The 19274-nt window shown below is 50.3% G+C and carries 14 protein-coding genes; 10 read left to right on the top strand and 4 right to left on the bottom strand.

Translation table 11 applies throughout. From position 1 onward, the window contains the following. Positions 1 to 15 precede the first annotated feature (15 nt). From ABID13_RS00880 to ABID13_RS00860, 5 genes are all read left to right on the top strand, one after another. A complete protein-coding gene (locus ABID13_RS00880) occupies positions 16 to 1884 on the top strand; it encodes a beta-glucoside-specific PTS transporter subunit IIABC (protein ID WP_045093335.1) in 1869 nt (622 codons plus the stop codon). A 185-nt stretch (positions 1885 to 2069) separates the two neighbouring features. After that, positions 2070 to 3116 (top strand): anaerobic sulfite reductase subunit AsrA, encoded by a 1047-nt coding sequence (asrA, locus tag ABID13_RS00875; protein ID WP_048930632.1) that lies wholly within the window; start codon positions 2070 to 2072, stop codon positions 3114 to 3116. 2 nt (positions 3117 to 3118) lie between these two features. Next, on the top strand, positions 3119 to 3910 hold the full coding sequence (asrB, locus tag ABID13_RS00870) for an anaerobic sulfite reductase subunit AsrB (RefSeq protein WP_007863782.1): 792 nt from the start codon (positions 3119 to 3121) through the stop codon (positions 3908 to 3910). A gap of 17 nt (positions 3911 to 3927) precedes the next feature. After that, positions 3928 to 4971, top strand: coding sequence for a sulfite reductase subunit C (gene asrC, locus ABID13_RS00865; RefSeq protein WP_007863783.1), 1044 nt, complete (start codon positions 3928 to 3930; stop codon positions 4969 to 4971). 183 nt (positions 4972 to 5154) lie between these two features. Then, positions 5155 to 6558 carry an aminotransferase-like domain-containing protein gene (locus tag ABID13_RS00860; protein WP_007863784.1) on the top strand — a complete coding sequence of 468 codons (1404 nt, stop codon included), beginning with the start codon at positions 5155 to 5157 and terminating at the stop codon, positions 6556 to 6558. On the opposite strand, the gene ABID13_RS00855 is transcribed toward ABID13_RS00860, so the two are convergent. Next, positions 6525 to 7817: a RelA/SpoT domain-containing protein gene (locus ABID13_RS00855; RefSeq protein ID WP_007863785.1), complete on the bottom strand. Its 1293-nt coding sequence runs from the start codon at positions 7815 to 7817 to the stop codon at positions 6525 to 6527. The genes ABID13_RS00860 and ABID13_RS00855 overlap by 34 nt on opposite strands. Before the next feature lie 161 nt (positions 7818 to 7978). Here ABID13_RS00855 and ABID13_RS00850 point away from each other — a divergent pair, with 161 nt between their 5' ends. After that, positions 7979 to 9916: a leucine-rich repeat domain-containing protein gene (locus tag ABID13_RS00850; protein WP_048930633.1), complete on the top strand. Its 1938-nt coding sequence runs from the start codon at positions 7979 to 7981 to the stop codon at positions 9914 to 9916. A 98-nt stretch (positions 9917 to 10014) separates the two neighbouring features. Continuing rightward, entirely contained in the window at positions 10015 to 11217 is a 1203-nt protein-coding gene (locus ABID13_RS00845; RefSeq protein WP_048930634.1) for an FprA family A-type flavoprotein, read from the top strand. 227 nt (positions 11218 to 11444) lie between these two features. Here the strand turns inward: ABID13_RS00845 and ABID13_RS00840 are convergent, their stop codons facing one another. Further along, complete coding sequence (locus ABID13_RS00840; RefSeq protein WP_007863788.1) at positions 11445 to 11792, bottom strand: helix-turn-helix transcriptional regulator; 348 nt, start codon at positions 11790 to 11792, stop codon at positions 11445 to 11447. Between the two features lie 172 nt (positions 11793 to 11964). Between ABID13_RS00840 and ABID13_RS00835 the strand changes: the two genes are divergently transcribed. Beyond that, a complete protein-coding gene (locus ABID13_RS00835) occupies positions 11965 to 13350 on the top strand; it encodes a sensor domain-containing diguanylate cyclase (RefSeq protein ID WP_048930635.1) in 1386 nt (461 codons plus the stop codon). Here ABID13_RS00835 and asnB read toward each other — a convergent pair. After that, positions 13326 to 15179 (bottom strand): asparagine synthase (glutamine-hydrolyzing), encoded by a 1854-nt coding sequence (asnB, locus tag ABID13_RS00830; RefSeq protein ID WP_048930636.1) that lies wholly within the window; start codon positions 15177 to 15179, stop codon positions 13326 to 13328. The genes ABID13_RS00835 and asnB overlap by 25 nt on opposite strands. Before the next feature lie 58 nt (positions 15180 to 15237). Next, positions 15238 to 16611, bottom strand: a complete 1374-nt coding sequence (locus tag ABID13_RS00825) for a hypothetical protein (protein WP_045093330.1) — start codon at positions 16609 to 16611, stop codon at positions 15238 to 15240. A gap of 392 nt (positions 16612 to 17003) precedes the next feature. On the opposite strand from ABID13_RS00825, the gene mgtE reads away from it, so the two are divergent. Both mgtE and ABID13_RS00815 read left to right on the top strand, forming a co-directional pair. After that, positions 17004 to 18353 (top strand): magnesium transporter, encoded by a 1350-nt coding sequence (gene mgtE, locus ABID13_RS00820; protein ID WP_007863795.1) that lies wholly within the window; start codon positions 17004 to 17006, stop codon positions 18351 to 18353. A 135-nt stretch (positions 18354 to 18488) separates the two neighbouring features. Beyond that, positions 18489 to 18725 (top strand): hypothetical protein, encoded by a 237-nt coding sequence (locus tag ABID13_RS00815; RefSeq protein ID WP_048930637.1) that lies wholly within the window; start codon positions 18489 to 18491, stop codon positions 18723 to 18725. The last annotated feature ends 549 nt before the right edge of the window (positions 18726 to 19274 follow it).

The following is a 19274-nucleotide window of genomic DNA, read 5'->3' as shown; positions in this document are numbered from 1 at the left end:
TGTGGAGGTATTGAGATGGATGCTAAGGTTACGGCGCAAAAGATTCTTCAGGAAGTTGGGGGCGAAAACAATGTTAAGAACCTGACCCACTGTGTTACCAGGCTGAGATTCAGCCTGCGGTCAACGGAAGGGATCGATGAAAAGAAAGTCGGGGAAATCCCGGGAGTGATGGGGGTTGTGAATAAAGGGGGACAGTTTCAGGTGATTATTGGGCAGGAGGTTCCTGTCGTTTATCAGGAACTTCAGAAACTTGGAGGATGCGGAACAGACAAGGCCAAGGACGGAATACCCCAAAATGAAAAAAAGAAGGGGCTCAATGTGCTGCTGGACACCATAGCCGGTATTTTTTCACCAATCATGCCGATCATAGCCGGTGCCGGTATGGTCAAAGCACTTTTATCCATTCTTACACTGTTCAGCCTGATTGACAAAACAGGCAATACATACTATTTTCTAAATTTTATAGCAGATGCATCCTACTATTTTCTGCCCGTGTTTTTAGCGGCATCAGCTGCAAAAAAATTCGGGTGCAGTATGCAGATGGCCATGCTCATGGGCGCGGTCCTGCTGCATCCCAATCTGATCGCCCTGAAAGAGACCGGAGATATTGTCCGAGTATTGGGTATTCCGGTGCGTATGGTGACATACTCTTCATCTGTAATCCCCATTATCATGATCGTATTTGTTCTGTCATATGTGGAAAAATTTGTAGAAAAGATTACTCCTGCTGTAATTAAATTTATAGCAAGGCCCCTGCTGACCATACTGATCATGGCTCCTATCGGTCTGGTAGTGCTGGGACCGTTGGGAAGCATCATTGGTGACGGTCTGGTGGCGTTCTTGCTGTCAGTAGAAAAAATAGCACCGTGGATTCTTCCCACTGTGATCGGAGCCTTTATGCCATTTCTGGTTATGACCGGCATGCATTACAGCCTGCTTCCGGCTTATGTCAATTCCCTTTCCGCTCTGGGATATGAGACAGTGATAGGACCCGGTAACCTTCCATCCAATATTGCCCAGGGAGCGGCGGCACTTTGCGTGGCAGTGAAGACAAAAAACAGGGAATTGCGCCAGCTATCAGTTTCCAGCGGTGTGACCGCTCTTCTGGGCATTACAGAACCGGCCCTGTTTGGTGTTAACTTACGGCTCCGCAAACCATTGATCGCAACAACCATTGGCGGAGGGATTGGAGGCCTGTATGCCGGTTTAACCGGAGTACAGCGCTTTGGCGGAGGCGGAGCCGGTCTGGCGGCAATTGGACTGTATGTGGGACCTGATTCCCGTAATGTGATCAATGCCCTGATTGCAGCCTTTATTGCTTTTGTTGTGACATTTGCTATCCAGTGGCGTCTTGGGTTTGAGGATGTGCCGGAGGAAAGCGGCGCGAAGGAAGAAACTGGAGTGAAGGAGAAATCTTCAGGAAGCGGAAGTCACAAACTGAGTATATCCAGTCCCTTAAATGGGGACCTGATTCCATTAAGTCAGGTTAATGATCAGGTGTTTTCCAGCGGTATGCTTGGAATAGGGGTTGCGGTCCGGCCTTGGGAAGGAAAATTATACGCTCCGGTAAATGGTACAGTTGCCTCGGTGTTTGATACCGGGCATGCTTTAGGGATCGTGGCTGAGAACGGTGCAGAACTTCTGATCCATGTGGGGATGGATACGGTAGAACTGCAGGGAAAATATTTCAAGCCCCATGTAAAGGCGGGAGATCGTGTTAAAACCGGAGATATGCTGCTTACGTTTGATAAGGAGGCCATCGAGAAAGAAGGATACGAGACAGTGACTCCGGTTATTGTATCAAATTCAACGAACCACACAGCGGTGTGCAAAGGGGAACCTGGAATGATCAAGGCTGGTGATTTGATCATGACAGTGGAATAAATGAATCTATTTAGGAATGTAAGCCTGGTGTTGAAGGGGATTCAATGCCAGGCTTCCTTAATGATAAAAATTTGTTATTTAACCATTACAATATATAATTAGGCAGACCATTTTTGATTTGTTATAATAATAACATGGCTTAAATAATAATAAAGAAGGATAACCAGTAAAGGAGGAGGCATTTCATGGGATATAAGGTTGGAATTAAGGATGCCGACAGGATTTTTGGGCAGCTTCAGGATGAGTATGAGATCTGGGCCCCAAAGCGGTTTGTGGGTAAGGGAAGGTATTCAGACACGGATTTGATCAGGTATGCCCGGGTGGACAGTGTAGAGGAGATTGAGTACAGGGAGAAATCAGACTTTCCGGCAAAGGAGGTTTTAAGCCCCATTACTCAGTCCCTGTTTTATTTTACCGAGGATGAGTTTATTGAGAGCAGGGTTTCATCCAAAAAGCTTCTGATATTCATGCGCCCCTGCGACATCCACGCCCAGCACCACCAGGAAAAGATATATCTTACCAACGGCGGCTTTGAGGATATGTATTATAAGAGGATGAAGGAGCGGGTGAAGATCGTTATGATGGAATGCTCCGGGGGCTGGGATACCTGCTTTTGCGTCAGCATGGGCACCAACCGGTCAGAGGATTATTCCCTGGCAGTCTGTTTTGGTGAGGACGGCCTGGCGGTCCAGGTAAAGGATGAGACCTTTGCCCCTTATTTTGAAGGGATGGAACAGGAGGAGTTTGCCCCTGCATTTGTGGAGGAAAATGCACTCAAGGTCACGGTGCCGGAGATCCCGGACAAGGAAGTCCTGACAAAACTAAAGGACCATCCCATGTGGAGGCAGTATGACGGGAGATGTATTTCATGCGGAGCCTGTACGGTTGCTTGCAGTACCTGTACCTGCTTTACCACCACGGATATTATTTATAATGAAAATGCAAATGTGGGTGAGAGAAAGAGGACAACGGCTTCCTGCCAGGTAAAAGACTTTACGGATATGGCCGGGGGCATGAGCTTTAGAAACAGGGCCGGTGACAGGATGCGCTATAAGGTGCTCCACAAATTCCACGACTACAAGGCGCGATTTAAGGACTATCACATGTGTGTGGGATGCGGCCGCTGCATTGACCGATGTCCGGAGTATATCTCCATTGTGACCACGGTAAACCGAATGGCGGATGCCATTGAGGAGATAAAAGCAGGGGAAATGGGACAGGAGAGGGGATAAGTATGGAAAATATTGTAAAGCCTGTGGCATGTAAGATATTGGAAGTTAAGCGTGAGAGCCTTCACGAGTATACATATAGAGTAGAGACAGACATCAAGCCGGAGCACGGACAGTTCCTCCAGCTTTCCATACCCAAGATCGGGGAAGCGCCCATCTCGGTGAGTTCCTTTGGGGAAGGCTATATGGATTTTACCATCCGTTCCGTGGGCAAGGTGACAGATGTGATATTTGAGAAAAAGGCAGGGGATATCCTGTTCCTGCGCGGAGCCTATGGCAAGGGCTGGCCGATTGACCAGTTTAAGGGAAAGCACATGGTGGTGATTACGGGGGGGACCGGTCTTGCCCCGGTTAAGAGCATGCTGAATATGTTCTACGACAACCCTGACCTTGTGAAAAGCGTGCATCTGATCAGCGGATTTAAGAATGAGGAGGGCATTATCTTTAAGGGCGACCTGGAGCGGTGGAGCAGGCGCTTTGACACCATCTATGCCCTTGACAAAGACCGCAAGGATGGATGGGAGACCGGCTTTGTAACTGAATTCGTGTCCCGTATCCCCTTTAAGGATCTGGGGGAGGATTATGCAGTAGTGGTGGTGGGGCCGCCGCCAATGATGAAGTTTACCGGCTTTGAGGTCCTGAAGCAGGGAGTGCCTGAGGAGAAGATCTGGATGTCCTTTGAGCGCAAGATGTCCTGCGCTGTGGGCAAATGCGGACACTGCCGGATCGATGAGGTGTACGTATGTCTGGACGGGCCTGTTTTTAACTATACCCAGGCCAAGTATCTGGTTGACTAAGAGAGGGGTGGCAAGGAATGAATCACGATATAGATATTAAAAAGGTGAGGATCAACTGTTTCAGGCAGTCCAAGGTGGCAGGAGAGTTTATGCTTCAGATGCGTGTGCCCGGAGCCATGATAGAGGCAAGGCACCTGTCCATGGTGCAGGAACTTTGTGAGCGCTACGGCAACGGAACATTTCATATGGGTACCAGGCAGACCCTGGATGTGCCTGGGATCAAATACGAGAACATCGAAGCAGTGAACAAGTTTCTCAAAGGCTATATCCATGATGTGGATGTGGAGATGTGCGATGTGGACATGGAGGTTAATGATTACGGCTATCCCACCATCGGAGCCAGGAACGTGATGTCCTGTATTGGAAACGCCCACTGCATCAAGGGAAATATCAATACATACGAGCTGGCCAGGAAAATTGAGAAGATCATATTTCCGTCCCATTACCACATCAAGGTGGCAGTGGCCGGATGTCCCAATGACTGTGTTAAGGCCAACTTCAATGACTTTGGCATCATGGGCGTAAACAAGCAGGACTATGATATTGACCGGTGCATTGGCTGCGGTTCCTGCGTGGATGCCTGCAAACACCATGCCACCGGGGTCCTGAGCCTGAACAAGAACGGCAAGGTTGACAAGGATGCCTGCTGCTGCGTGGGCTGCGGGGAATGTTCCCTGATCTGTCCCACCGGAGCCTGGACAAGAGGGACCAAGAAGCTTTACCGGGTTACCCTGGGAGGCAGAACAGGCAAGCAGAACCCAAGGGCAGGAAAGCTGTTCCTAAACTGGGTGACAGAGGACGTGATCCTGGGCATGTTCTCCAACTGGCAGAAGTTCTCCGCATGGGCCCTGGATTACAAGCCGGAGTATCTCCACGGCGGACACCTCATTGACCGGGTGGGCTACAAGGAGTTTGTAAAGCATATCTTTGAAGGCGTGGAATTTAATCCGGAGGCGAAGATGGCGGACGACATCTTCTGGGCGGAGAATGAGCAAAGGGGCAATATGCATGTGATGCCGCTTTCCGAGCACAAGCACGCAGGTCCTCAGGAGAAGAAATAAACTAATAAGGCGGGGGTGCCGTAACCATATGTCAGGTATCCCCCGCTTTTTCTTATGATCACATGCTATAAATACATGTTATAATGAAATGCCGTATTTATATGCTATAATTGTATGCCATACAAGAATAGTATTTTAAAGGTACAATTTGGGTGATATAATGGCATCAAAAAGGAGATAGCCATGCCAGTCAATTCATTTAGTGATTACCCCATGTCCTGGGCGCCGGATAAACAGGAACTGACCTATCCCATCTATTATTGTCTTGCGGATATGATGGAGAGGGATATTAAAAGCGGGAAACTGTCCGCCAATACGAAGCTGCCTCCTCAGAGGGAGCTGGCCGATTTTCTGGATCTGAATCTGAGTACCATAACAAAAGCATACAAACTCTGTGAAATGCGCGGGCTGATCCACGCAGTGACAGGAAGAGGAACCTTTGTGACCCCCTATGCAAATGTGTCCACCTCAACGGTGGAAAAGAGCACTGCTCCAAGGATTGAGATGGCTCTGATCCATCCCTTTTATGAATCCAATGCCGCCATCAGGGATCTGACCGTTGAGATCTTAAAAAAACCCTTTTCAGAGCAGCTGTTTGAATATTCCCATCCATTGGGGGACAGGGGACAGATCCTGGCCGGCGCCCGGTGGCTGTCGCGGTTCGGGCTGGATGCGGGCGAGCACAATACCATCATTGCAGCAGGGGCCCAGAACGCCCTTGCCACCATATTGTCATCCCTGTTTGAAGCAGGGGACCGTATTGCGGTGGATACCTATACGTATCCCAATTTCATCAGCCTGGCCAATCAGCTGTATCTGCAGCTGGTCCCCATTGAAAACGACAGGGAGGGAATGCGGCCCGACCAGTTGGAAAGCGCCTGTGCCCTGCAGAACATCAAAGGCGTTTACATGATGCCGGCGGGAAGCAACCCCACCAATATTGCATGGTCGGATGCACGAAAAACGGAGATTGGCGGGATCATCAGGAAAATGGATCTGATGGGAATTGAGGATGACAACTATGCCTCTCTCTTGGAAACCCCATACATCCCGGTTACCCTGGAGGCCCCCGGAAACTGCATTTATGTCAGCGGGCTGTCCAAGCCTCTGTGTCCCGGACTGAGAATCGCGTACCTGTATGTCCCGGAATCATATATCAATCCCATGGAGCAGGGGATCTTCAGCCAGAACCTGAAGATATCTTCTTTAAACATGGAGATTGCGGCCGAGATCATCCGAAGCGGCCTGGCATGTAAGATTATACAGAAGAAGCAGAGATCCGCCCTCAGGCGCAATGGGATATATGTTTCCTATTTTCCGGACAGACCGGCCTGCATGGAATCATACTATCAATGGCTGGAACTTCCCGTGCACTGCACCGGAAGATTGTGCGAGGCTGAGTTGGCACGCCTGGGAGTCAGTGTATTCGGCGCCGAGCGGTTCTCCGTGGGAAACCAAGTAAAAGCAAATGCGGTGCGGGTTGCCACCTGTTCAGCGAAAAGTGATGAGGAGCTGAAACAGGGGCTTACCATACTGCGCGGTCATATCAGGGATCAGGAGGAGGCATCCCCCTCCTTTATCGTATGAGTTTCCGTCTTAGCATCGCCCTTTACAAGGCGGTGGGCCAGGGCCTGGTATACTTCGTGGATCTCATCCCCCTGATGCATCAGTTCCTCCACATCCGGCGTCTCAATGTCATGGATCAGCACGTTCCTGGTCCTGCGCAGCGCGCCCACTTTGTTGGAAAGATCCTTGTCAAGCACGTTCATCCGCCTCAGCGTATTGATGTTAAAGGCGCCGTATGATTTGGGAACATTGCGGCAGGCCGCTTTGTTGAGAAGGTTCTCCAGCGGAACCCACTGGCCGAAGAAATAGTCAATGGCTTTTAGGGATTTGGGATCCGCATTTTCATTGCCGGTCCGCAGATCCTGATATATATGGTAGCGCTTTTCATTGCCCGTGATGATCTGGTCAATGATCTGCTGGGAAATGTTGCGGCGGTCTTTTTCAAATTTTACTGATTTTAATATGGGCTCGATATCTTTTACTTTAACGATCTTCAGCTTGCTCAAAAGCTTAAACAGCAGTTCTATGTTTCCCAGGCGCAGCTCAATGTCCTCCTGCTTCAGGTGATTGCTCATATAGTTGTAAAGGTAGGAGGCCAGGTCGTACTGGCTGCTGAAGGTGGTGTCTTTATTCTTGATCCGCTCATTTCCGGCACTCTGAAGGCGTTCCAGGGCAATCTCACCTGTGAGTACCAGCCCGTTCAGCTCGTCCAGGATAGAAAGCTCCTCATCGGACAGGGCGCCCTGGAGCGGTTTGTAGATCAGGTCGTGCTCCACCTCGGACCAGGCGTGCATGAGCACGGAAGCCACCTGTATCTCCACCCGGACAGAAGTGTATTTTTTCTGGGCAGGAACAACGGATCCCTCGCTGATGTGGATCCTGTAATGGTTGGCCCAATAGCCGGAAAAACGCTTGTTGTAGGTGGGCGGTTTGGACTGTTCCGGGAACTGCTTGTTTTCCAGGACCGTAAACAGATCGTTGATCAGGGCGCCTGCCTTGTCCCGGTCGCCGGGGAAGTAAAGGGATACGCGCACTCCTGCCAGGTCAAACATATCATCATAAATTTCCTTCATGCTCCTGTATGGGGTTTCCCGCTCTGAATTCCTCAAAATGGCTTTGTTTCTCAGCCTTCCCGGGTTCTTGGCCCTGGAAGTTACAATGGCACGGATACCGGCGGCCTGCAGCGCTGTCTCCAGCTGTTTGGCAGCCAGACGTCCGGCATTTTCATAGAATGTATATTTTTTTCGGTAGTTCTCTATAAATTGGCTGATCAGATCCAATATGAACACCTCCGTTCCTGTTTCTGGATAAAAACAGTATATCGTAATGCATGTGATAATTCAAATACTTTCAGGTCCAGGTGTATTCTTTTCTATTTCCAATTTATGTGATACAATGGAAAACATATATAACATATGATTTTCAGAAAGAGAGAACAGGGATGAAGCTGACAGAACTCAAATGCACTGCCTGCAACGGAACACTGAAACTGGATGAGAAGAACCCCCACATAGCGGTGTGCGAATACTGCAGGTCCCGCTATGTGCTGGAGGACGAGGGGGAGGGGAATGTCCGTCTGTCCTCCCAGCCGATCAGGATGAATTATGTGCCCCAAACGCCGGGGGGATCAAAGCAGCCTTCCTCATCCGGGAAGCCTTCCGGGCGGGACAAGGAGGGATGGATACGGGCAGGAGCTGTCACAGGCCTGGCCCTTGTGGTCTTGGCGCTGGTGTTCGGACCGGGATTAAAAAAACAGTGGGATGGATCCAAGGGGCCCGGGCCCGTGTCAGTGACAGACAGAAGAAAAAACGGAAGCGGTGGGGCTGTTACAGAGTCAAAGGCTTTGGAGGAACCAAAGGAGGAAAAGGCCGAGCTTACGGGCCTGTTTGGGGACATGGCTTCCATTGCCATTGGAAAGCCGGCCGGCAGTCTGACGGATGAGGACCTGGCAGGTATCCGGTGGGTGGAGCATAAATATTCCTCCGACCATATCCTGGCCGGATACAGCTTTGAGGATCCGATGGAGGACCGGGATGCTGACCTTACATGGCTGGAGTTTGACCGGGACAAGACAAAGATCGATATGAAGGCATTGTCCCGTTTTACGGGGCTTAAAGCCCTCAGTGTGGCAGGATATGTATCCGCCGGAGATATTAAGGGGTTAAAGCTGGAGCGCATCAGCTGCTATGGAAAGAGCATGCAGGAGGTGGCAGCTGCCTTTGAGGATCCCGGACAGCTAAAGGATCTGCGTGTCAGCGCGGGACTGAAAGACTTGGAAGGAGTGGGAGTCTTTACAGGGCTGGAGCGCCTGACCGTCAGGGGATCGGATCTGACGGATATCAAAGCCCTGGCCGGCATGAAAGGGCTTAAATCCCTGACCATGGAATACTGTAATGAACTAAAGGATTTTTCCGTTCTGTCCGTGATGACCTGGCTGGAGGAGGTGTCGGTCCAGTCTGAAAACATGAAGGATATAGGTTTTGTGAAAAGCATGCCTGCTCTGACCTCATTGTCCCTGTCAAGGGCCGAGGTCCTGAACCTGGACAGTTTGAAGGGGAATACCACTCTTAAGTCCCTGGCTGTTGAGGACTGCAGCAAGGTGACGGACCTGAGCGCCGTATCAGGGCTGACCGGGCTTACGAAGCTGCGTCTGGATGTGCCCTATAACTGTCCTCAGCCTGATCTCAGGGGGCTTAGCGGGCTGAAAGAGCTTGCGGTATCCGGAATGGATACGGTGGGATATCTGGCAGGCATGGGGGAGCTTGAGGAACTGGTTCTGGAGTGGGTGGATATCGATGCCACCTCGGCCTTTGCGGGGCTTACAAACCTTAAAAGGCTGAAATGCTCCCGCATTCCGGATACCACCAAATGGGGATTTGTCAGCAAAATTCCGGCCTTGGAGATACTGGATCTAAACGGTGTGGCTACCTATGAGGACATATCGGGCCTGTTTGGAATGCCTGCCCTGAGGGAACTTTATCTGAACGGGGTGGAGTGTGAACTGGATTTTGGAAAGCTCTCCCCCAATGGGAACCTGGAAGTGGTGGAAATGGACGGAGTCAAGTTATATAAAAATGTTCAGATCAGCGGCGGGGGAGGGATCGTGTACGTGGACTATGACAAGGTAAGCCTGGATGAACACACGGACTTCCTTGGAAACTATCCCGGACTTAAAAGCCTTAGCCTGTCCGACAATATGCTCACCGGCCTGGAGTTTGCCGCGGCTTTGCCGGAACTGGAACGTCTTACGGTCAGGGATAATTACATAACAGACATAAAACCCCTGGAAGGTCTGGGCAGGCTGCGCTTCCTGGACTGCACCGGCAATCCGGTGGAGAATTACAGGGTCCTAAGCCAGGACGTGACCATCCTTCAGTAAGTGTACACTAAATAATACAGTGACAATCTGGGTAAAATGTAGTATACTTCTAAACGAAATAAAACATTGATTATCATTTAACGAAAGGATGACTGAATATGTACTGTGTAAAACGCATTAAAGATGACCTGTTCTGGGTTGGCGGTACGGACCGCAGACTGGCCCTGTTTGAGAACGCATTTCCCATTCCCAGGGGTATCTCCTATAACGCATACCTGCTTCTGGATGAGAAGACGGTTCTGTTTGATACCGTGGACCGTGCCATTACAGAACAATTCTTTGAGAATATAGACGCTCTTTTAAAGGGACGGAATCTGGATTACGTGGTGGTGAACCACATGGAACCGGATCACTGTGCAACCCTGGGTGAGATCGTGCGCAGATATCCCGAGGTTCAGGTTATTTGCAATGCCAAGACCGTTCCCATTATCAAGCAGTTCTATAATTTTGATATTGATTCCAGGGCTGTCATTGTTAAGGAAAATGATACCCTGAGCACGGGAAAACATACATTTACCTTTATCATGGCTCCTATGGTGCACTGGCCCGAGGTGATGGTGACCTATGATATCACGGACAAGATCCTGTTTTCCGCCGATGCCTTCGGCACATTCGGCGCAATGAACGGAAACATCTTTGCTGATGAAGTAAACTTTGAACGGGACTGGCTGGATGATGCCAGAAGATATTATACCAATATTGTGGGTAAATACGGCCCGTCTGTACAGACTCTTTTAAAGAAGGCCTCTGCCCTGGAGATCCATACCCTGTGCCCCCTTCACGGACCTGTGTGGAGAACGGATATCGAGTGGTATGTGAACAAATATCTGACCTGGAGCAGCTATGCGCCCGAGGAAAAGGCCGTGATGATCGCATACGGAAGCATTTACGGCAACACGGAGAATGCGGCCAATATTCTGGCAGGCATGCTGGCGGACCGGGGCGTAAGGAACATTGCCATGTATGATGTGTCCTCCACCCATCCTTCCATTATGATCTCCGAGGCATTCCGGTGCAGCCATCTGGTGATCGCGTCCGTTACCTACAACGGCGGTATTTTCAGCAACATGGAGCATTTCCTCACAGACCTGAGGGCCCACAATCTGCAGAACAGGACAGTGGCCATCATGGAGAACGGTTCATGGGGCGTGCTTTCCGGAAAACAGATGAGAGAGATCATCGGTTCCATGAAGAATATGACGATCATGGAACAGTCGGTAACTGTAAAATCCTCATTAAAGGATGTTCAGATGGCTGAGCTGGAAGCAATGGCGGACGCCATTGTGGAGTCCATGAAATAAACCGTGATCGCCCATTGATGATCAATGTTTTTCATACCGGATCAGTGAGATGACAGGAAACAACAAAAACAGCCTGCGGCGCAACAGATGGTGCCGCGGGCTGTTTTTCTGTATGATCATACATTGCAGTACATGAAAAATATGTACCTTAATGAATATCTTGTTGTATTTTTTTTGTTCTCGTAGTAAAATAATTAAGGTATACGGGAAAATTTGGGGGAGCAGGATCACGGGGAATCAGCTGCCTTGCTCCGCATCAGTTCCGTTACATACCGGACAGCGGGAAGAAGCGCCTTGGCCTCTGCCTCGCTGCAGTTGTGCAGTTCCCAGAGAAGCTGCTGTTTGGCGTCTCCCAACGCCTCAGCGCCCGGATAAAATATTCTGTCCGCCGGGATCCTCAAAGTGGTAACCAAAGGATAGAGAACCTCGAACTTAGGATTCCCGCGGAAGTTTTCAATATTAATAATGGTACGGACATCAATTCCCAGCTTTTCAGCCAGGGATGCCTGGGACAGTCCCTGTTCTTCCCGGGCTTTGCGGATGACCGTACCTAAAGTTTTAACGTAATCATGCATTGTGATTCACCTCAATACTAGTGTACACTACAGTTCTCATATTATGAATTACTATGGGATACATATATTTTATGAATTAAAATACACTTGCATACCAGGCACGAATACATGGAAACCTATGCATCACAGTGCCGGGTCAGGGGAATGTTGCAGGAAAGGAAGAAATTGGTTCATGGATGGGAAGTTGGATGAAAGGAAGCCCCAAAACCGCATGGTGCTGGACGCGGAACGGGAAAAAGAATATGCAGGCTCCCTTTCCGGGATTTTTGATGAACTGGTGGAGTGCAATATAGCTACCGGCCAGTGCAGGAGCATTTTTTTTACAAAGGATAAGAGCTGCCTTTGTGTGAACCGGACCCTGGAGGATTTCCAGGCTTTTGCATGGGAGAGGATCCATCCCGAGGAATGCGGGATGTTCCTGGGGATATTCAATAAAAAACGGATGGAGGAAGCTGCCGGAAAAGGAGAGCATTTATACCTGGAATTTCGCTGTCTCAGGAAAACGGGAGGCTACACCTGGACCCGGGTGCTTCTGATACCGGAAAAACACTGCCGGGACATCATGCTGTGTTACGGGATCGACCTGGGCCAGGAGGACCGGGAGGTCCATGTACTGAAGCAGATTGTGGACCGATATGTGTACAGGAATTGTGATTATCTCATCTGCCTGGACGCATCCAAGGATGCCTATACCCTGCTGCGCAGAAATGAGGGGGCGTCCCTGTTCCCTCCTGACTCATCCGGCAGCTACAGCCGGATGATCGGCTTTTTCATTGATACATATGTGGTCAAGGAGGACAGGGAGCGGGTCAGAAAAGAAATGCAGATGGATCATGTGTTGTCCGTGCTGGACAAGGAAGGGGAGCACACGGTCTCCTACGGGGTGACGGACTCCGGGAAGGGGTATTTCCGCAAGCGGTTTCAGTATGTATATTATGACAGGGCCAACCACATTGTGCTTCTCATGAGGACCGATATCACCAAGGAGTACAAGGAGCAGTGCAGACAGAAGGAGCGGCTGCGGGATGCCCTGCAGCATGCCAGGGTTGATTCCCTAACAGGGCTTTTCAACAGACAGGCCATCCACAGGGAGATCGGACGGTTCTTAAATGACCCCCGCCATCCCCGGGCCGTCCTGCTTTTCATGGATCTGGATAATTTCAAGAATGTCAATGATACCATGGGACACAGGAGCGGGGACCAGGTGCTCTGCCAGGTGGCGGAACTGTTCCGCAATACCCTGCGTTCATCTGATCTGATCGGCAGGGTTGGGGGGGATGAGTTTGTGGCATTCCTTACAGGCGTTGTCTCCGAGGAGGAGGGAATGGAATGCGCCAGGCGCCTGTGTGATGCGGTGGGAGGGATTACGGACCCAATGCTTGGGCCCATGAAACTGTCCTGCAGCATAGGAGGGGCCGTGTGCCCCAGGGACGGACAGGATTATGACACACTGTTTGTAAAGGCGGACGCGGCCGTTTATGAGGCAAAGCACAGGGGAAAAAACCAGTGCGTGTTCTATATGCCCGGAATGGATCATTCCACCAGTTCAATGTCATAGGTTTTCATCCAGAAGTTGATCTGTAGGATATAGGCCATCATCTGGGGGCCTGCCATCAGCTGGCCGTACCAGGGTTTGCCGTAGTCGCCGGGATTGGACAAGAACAGTTCCAGCTTTTTCCGGTCCAGGAACTGCATCACGGGCGCATGGCTGTCGGACATCATTTCCCGGACACGGCCTGCCAGCAGTTTTTCATAGGAAGTATCATATGTTTTTGGATAAGGGGACTTGCGCCTGAAGAGGATATCTTCGGGAAGCAGTCCCTTTGCCGACTGCCTGAGCAGGTTCTTTACCACCCCGTCCCTGGTCTTCATATCCCAGGGTACGTTCCACACATACTCTATGATCCTGTGGTCCGCAAAAGGAACCCTGGCTTCCAGGCCTGAATACATGCTGGCGCGGTCCATCCGGTTCAGAAGGGTCTGCATGAACCACCTCAGGTTCAGGTAGGCGATCTCCCTGCGCCTGGCTTCCACCGGCGTATCCTCGGCCAGGACAGGGGTTTCTGCCACGGAGCGTTCGTAAGTGTTTTTTACATAATCGTCCATGTCCAGATACTCCAGGAAGCTGTCGTCAAGCAGGATCTTTCTGGCATTTAGGTCCATGGTCCAGGGGAACGTATGGGCTTCAAAGCACTCTTTTTTGTGAAACCAGGGATAGCCGCCAAAGATCTCATCCGCGCACTCGCCGGTGAGGGCCACCTTGTTGTATTCCTTGACCATGGAGCAGAACTGGAGCATGGAGGAATCAATGTCCCCCATGGCGGGCAGGTCGTGGGCCAGAACAGAGTCGTAGAGCCGGTCGGCCTGGGTGAGATTGCCGCATTCCAGGTAGTGGTGGTCACTGTCCAGAAACTGTACCATACGGTCCACAAAGGGGCGGTCCTGGGAGGGCTGGAAGGAATTGGCCTTAAAATACTTGTCATTGTCCACAAAATCAAAGGAGAAGGTGGTGAGCTTCTTTCCCTGCTTTCTCAGCTGCGCGGCGCAGATTGCGGATACCAGGCTGGAATCCACGCCCCCTGAAAGAAAGGTACAGATGGGCACATCGGAGACCATCTGTCTGCGCACCGCGTCCTGTACCAGGAAGGATGTCTTTTCAACGGTTTCTTCATAGCTGTCCTCATGGGGATGGCTTTCCAGCTTCCAATAGCTCTTAAGACGCAGCCCGCTGTGGGAACAGATAAGGAAATGTCCTGGCAGCAGCTCTTCCATATCTTTGAATACGCCGCATCCGTAAGTCCTTGCAGGGCCGATGGAAAATATTTCGTTCAGTCCTTTTTTGTCCAGTCTGGGGCGGATGCCGGGATAGGCAAAGATTCCCTTTGGCTCTGATGCAAAGATGATCTCCTGGCCCTGTACCATGTAAAACAGGGGTTTTACACCGGACCTGTCTCTGAACAGGCACAGCCGGTTTTTGGCAGTGTCCAGGATGGCAAAGGCAAAGATGCCGTTTAACTGCTTTACAAACTCCGGACCGTACTCCATGTATCCGGTGAGAATGACCTCGGTGTCGCTGGAGGTCTGAAAGGAGCGGCCGCAGCGGATCAGGTCCTGGCGCAGTTCCTCCGTGTTGTAGAGCTCTCCGTTGTAGACAATGGCAAAGGTCTGCCCGGAGCCGGATTTCACCATGGGCTGGCGGCCGCCGGACAGATCAATAATAGACAGGCGGGCATGGGAGAGCCCGCCGTGTTCCGCCAGATACAGGCCGCTGTCATCCGGCCCCCGGTGGCGCTGCCGGCCGGCCATGTCGGCCAGAACGGTTTCGTAATGTATTTTTTCTTTCAGGTAATGGTCATGGGGGTTATAAAAACCAGCAATTCCGCACATAATCAGTTCCTCCTCGTTCTATGAGATATAAACTGCCCGGAGCGTGCTTTGAACACGCCTAAAGCAGGAAACAGGCTGCAATAAAGGTACACAGAAAGCCCAGGCATACGGGGACCAGATTCTTTCTGGCCAGGTCCAGGGGGCTTACGTTACAGATGGCGGCCACAGGGATAAGGCCCCATGGTACAATGGTGCCTCCGCCCACAAAGATGGCGGTGATCTGTCCAAGGGCTGCCATAACAGGTACGGACGCGCCGGTGGCAAAGCCAAAGGTGCGGGCCAGGGAACCGGTGAGAGGAAGGCCGGAGAAGCCGGAGCCGTCCAGTCCCGTAAGGCTTCCCACCGCCATCTGGATCAGGGCGGCCACGTATTTGTTCAGGGGGGCATTTTGCGCCAGCCACATGGCCCAGTCGTTCATGATCCCGTGGGAAAATCCCTGGCCCATGATGGCTGCGATCCCTTCTCCGCCTAGAAAGAAGTAAGCGCCAATGATGATCACTGGTGCAAAGATGCGGATGGCAAAGAGAAAACCGTCCGTCACATACCCGGTCACCTTTTCTAAGGACTGTTTCCCGAAACCCAAAAGCGCGCCCAGGCACATGAGGATCAGGGCAGTGCCCGATACCATACTGGTGGCGCTGTTGCCCTTTAATTGAAATGCCAGCATCAGAAGAATATCCCCCACAAATGCCAGGGGGGTGACAACGGCCATGATCACAGCGGCCCTTCGGTTCTGCGGCGGATCGGTGCTCTCGGTCTGGATGGACAGGCGCAGCCCCTTTCCTTCCATTTCCTCCCTGTTTAACAGATATGCGCTTCCCACCGTCACAATACCCATAACCCAGAACACAGGCCATGCCTGATGAAGGATGCCTGTGGTGGTAATGCCTGCCGCGCCTGCGGAGACAGCGGGTGCGCCCTGGATGACAAAGTCATAGCTTAAGGCAAATCCGTGGCCAAAGAGGTTCATGGCCATGGCTGCCGCCAGGGGATTCAGTCCGGCCTTTACTGCAAAGGGAAGCATAATGGTGCCTACCAGCGCCACCGAGGGGCTGGGCCATAAAAAGAGAGAAAAGACAAACATGGTCAGACCCAGGATCCACCAGGTGATGGAGGGGGTTTTCATGATTCTGGACATGGGGACCATCATCAGATAATCACTGCCAAGGTCCTTTAAGCATTTGGAAAGGGAGGTGACCAGGGCTATGGTGGCCAAAACCTCCATGAATTCCTTTCCGGCATAGAGAATGGCATTGAACACGGTCATAATCCCTCCGGTAACGGATTTAAGACCGATCAGTCCAAGGATGAAAAGAAAAGCAATACAGACAGCCGGCGTGTCCCGCCTCATGACCATGACAGCCAGGATGACGATGACGCCTATGAGATAGGCATAGTGCAGGGGAGTCAGCGCTATGGTGGATTCAATCATATGAGTCACTCCTGTTATTTGAGAATATAATCTATAGTATGAGAAAAATCAGGCAGCGGTGAAATAATCCTTATTTTGGGGTTGATTTTATGGCGGTGTGCTGGTATGCTTAAATAACGGAATAAAATAAACAATGAAAGGAAGTGAACCTAAGTGGAAGGTCGAAGTCGTAAGATGGAAGCAGACAATTATCATAAGCGTGTGGTAGTGGGAGCTGTTATGGCGGCTTTGGTCCCGCTTTGCTTTCACTGCCGTTAACAGACTGATACAGGGCGCCTTTGCGCGTCTCCTCATGCGTTTATGATGATAGCCATGGATTACGGAAGGTTTCTGTAATTATGGCTATTTTGTGTGCTGCTTTCATGGATTGTACCGTTCATGAAAGGAATAAGATGCAGGAGAATTTTGACTTGAAAGAATTAATGGAGCTGTTGGATACCAGGCAGTTCCGCAGACTAAAAGAGATATTGTTGGAGATGAACGAGGTGGATATCGCCTCCTTCATAGAGGAACTGGATTCAGAGAAGACAGTGGTGGTGTTCCGCATGCTGTCAAAGGAAGTGGCCAGTGATGTGTTCGCCAACCTTCCTGTGGAGGACCAGGAGCATATCATCAACAGCATAACGGATTATGAGCTCAGCGCCATTGTCAACGACCTGTTTGTGGATGATGCGGTGGATATGCTGGAGGAGCTTCCTGCCAATGTGGTGAAGCGTGTGCTCCAGAACTCAACCGCCGGTACCAGACAGCTGATCAACCAGTTCCTCAAGTATCCGGAGAACAGCGCCGGAAGCATTATGACAGCCGAGTATGTGGGCCTTAAGAAGACCATGACCGTGGAACAGGCGTTTGCCTATATCCGCAAACATGGGGTGGATAAGGAGACCATCTATACCTGCTATGTGATGGATGCCAAACGGAGGCTGGAAGGGGTGGTCACGGTAAAGGACCTGCTGATGCATCCCTATGAGGAGATCATCGGCAATATCATGGACACCCATGTGATCAAGGCGGTGACCACAGACGACCAGGAAGAGGTGGCCGAGAGCTTCCGCAAATATGACCTGTTAAGCCTTCCGGTTGTGGATCATGAGGAACGGCTAGTGGGGATCGTCACCGTGGATGACGTGGTGGACGTGATGGAGCAGGAGGCAACCGAAGACTTTGAGAAGATGGCTGCCATGATCCCCAGTGAGAAACCATACCTGAAGACAGGGGTATTTGTCCTGGCAAAGAACAGGCTGGCCTGGCTTTTGATCCTTATGGTGAGCAGCATGATCACGGGCGGCATACTGGCCAAGTACGAGGCGGCATTTGCAGTGCTTCCCCTGCTGGTGACCTTTATCCCCATGCTGACAGACACAGGCGGCAACGCGGGCAGCCAGAGCAGTACCATGATCATCCGCGGCATGGCGGTGGGGGAGATCGAGGCCAGGGACATATTCAAGGTATTGTGGAAGGAACTCAGGGTGGGCGTGATCGTGGGCGTTCTTTTGGGGCTGGTCAATTACATCCAGCTGGTCATCCGTTTCCCGGGAAGGGAAATGCTCTGCCTCACCGTGGTCTTAAGCCTTCTGGCCACCGTGGTGATCGCCAAGACCATCGGCTGTGTGCTGCCCATTGTGGCCCAGGCCGTGCATTTGGACCCGGCTATTATGGCGGCGCCCCTTATTACCACCATTGTGGATGCGGTGAGCCTTATCATTTATTTTCAACTGGCCTGCAGCCTGTTAAGCATATAAGTGCGCGCTGGGAAAATCAGCCGCAAAGATGGGCTGTCCTGAACAGTTACGAAAGGATTGCTGTGGATCAAGAAGAGACAAGAAAGAGAATGGAAGAGGGAAGGCATTCTGGGGAACGATATTGTGGAGGAGCATATGATGGAGGAGCATATGATGGGGAATGACGGACATAGGTACCCGGCTGTTGGGATATATCGTATAAATATTCAGAATATTCACATGTTAGCAAACAATAAACTAATAAGATTGAAATTTAACGAAAAAAGTATTGACAAAACATGGGCGATTATGTATACTATAAATAACAAAAGAAACGAAATAAAAACAAGGAGGTACGGTCCGCCGGAAAGAGATTTTTCGTTTTCTATATAATTTTAAATTATATATGAAAACAGAGAATAAGAGATCTGCCTGATGAAATGTGAAAGGAAACCAGATACATGACCGGTTGATATTTTCATATACCAAGTAGATTATCAATGAACGGGAACATTTTAATGATATGACGAGAAAGTATCAGTAAAATGAAATTGATAATGAAAGGTGAAAATAAAAACAGTACATGTAAAGGGATGACTAAAACACAAAGTAAAGAGAGCAGAGAAACAAAAAACAGGTATCGAGAAAGAGAAATCTGAATCGGTACCTGTTTTTTTGTTGTGCCAAAACCAGTAAAACAGGAGTTGTCATCATGATTTAGAAGTGTCCAACAGATGTACCTGATACCGTGGCCAAATTATGTTATATGGCGGGTACTAGTATTGATTCATCCAGGAAATCCCAATAAGATTAAAATAGTGCACAAAATCCCCCCTCCGTTTTCGTGGAGTTTTAACGAAATGAAGGAAAACACAAAAAAATAGATTTACAAATCAATAAAGTAGTGATACATTCTAAATAACTTGTTAAACAAGTTTAGAA

This window comes from Enterocloster citroniae, assembly GCF_040545455.1.
GTDB lineage: Bacteria > Bacillota > Clostridia > Lachnospirales > Lachnospiraceae > Enterocloster > Enterocloster citroniae.
Note: the sequence above shows the minus strand (reverse complement) of the source record. Positions and strands in the feature narration are given on the sequence as shown.

What these genes read in the sequence shown, in the direction of transcription:
- mgtE (WP_007863795.1), top strand. Translation starts at nt 17,004, where the DNA reads ATGCAGGAGAATTTTGACTTGAAAGAATTAATGGAGCTGTTGGATACC.
- ABID13_RS00825 (WP_045093330.1), bottom strand. Translation starts at nt 16,611, where the DNA reads ATGATTGAATCCACCATAGCGCTGACTCCCCTGCACTATGCCTATCTC.
- ABID13_RS00850 (WP_048930633.1), top strand. Translation starts at nt 7,979, where the DNA reads ATGAAGCTGACAGAACTCAAATGCACTGCCTGCAACGGAACACTGAAA.
- asnB (WP_048930636.1), bottom strand. Translation starts at nt 15,179, where the DNA reads ATGTGCGGAATTGCTGGTTTTTATAACCCCCATGACCATTACCTGAAA.
- ABID13_RS00880 (WP_045093335.1), top strand. Translation starts at nt 16, where the DNA reads ATGGATGCTAAGGTTACGGCGCAAAAGATTCTTCAGGAAGTTGGGGGC.
- asrC (WP_007863783.1), top strand. Translation starts at nt 3,928, where the DNA reads ATGAATCACGATATAGATATTAAAAAGGTGAGGATCAACTGTTTCAGG.
- asrA (WP_048930632.1), top strand. Translation starts at nt 2,070, where the DNA reads ATGGGATATAAGGTTGGAATTAAGGATGCCGACAGGATTTTTGGGCAG.
- ABID13_RS00815 (WP_048930637.1), top strand. Translation starts at nt 18,489, where the DNA reads ATGATGGAGGAGCATATGATGGGGAATGACGGACATAGGTACCCGGCT.
- ABID13_RS00860 (WP_007863784.1), top strand. Translation starts at nt 5,155, where the DNA reads ATGCCAGTCAATTCATTTAGTGATTACCCCATGTCCTGGGCGCCGGAT.
- asrB (WP_007863782.1), top strand. Translation starts at nt 3,119, where the DNA reads ATGGAAAATATTGTAAAGCCTGTGGCATGTAAGATATTGGAAGTTAAG.
- ABID13_RS00845 (WP_048930634.1), top strand. Translation starts at nt 10,015, where the DNA reads ATGTACTGTGTAAAACGCATTAAAGATGACCTGTTCTGGGTTGGCGGT.
- ABID13_RS00840 (WP_007863788.1), bottom strand. Translation starts at nt 11,792, where the DNA reads ATGCATGATTACGTTAAAACTTTAGGTACGGTCATCCGCAAAGCCCGG.
- ABID13_RS00835 (WP_048930635.1), top strand. Translation starts at nt 11,965, where the DNA reads ATGGATGGGAAGTTGGATGAAAGGAAGCCCCAAAACCGCATGGTGCTG.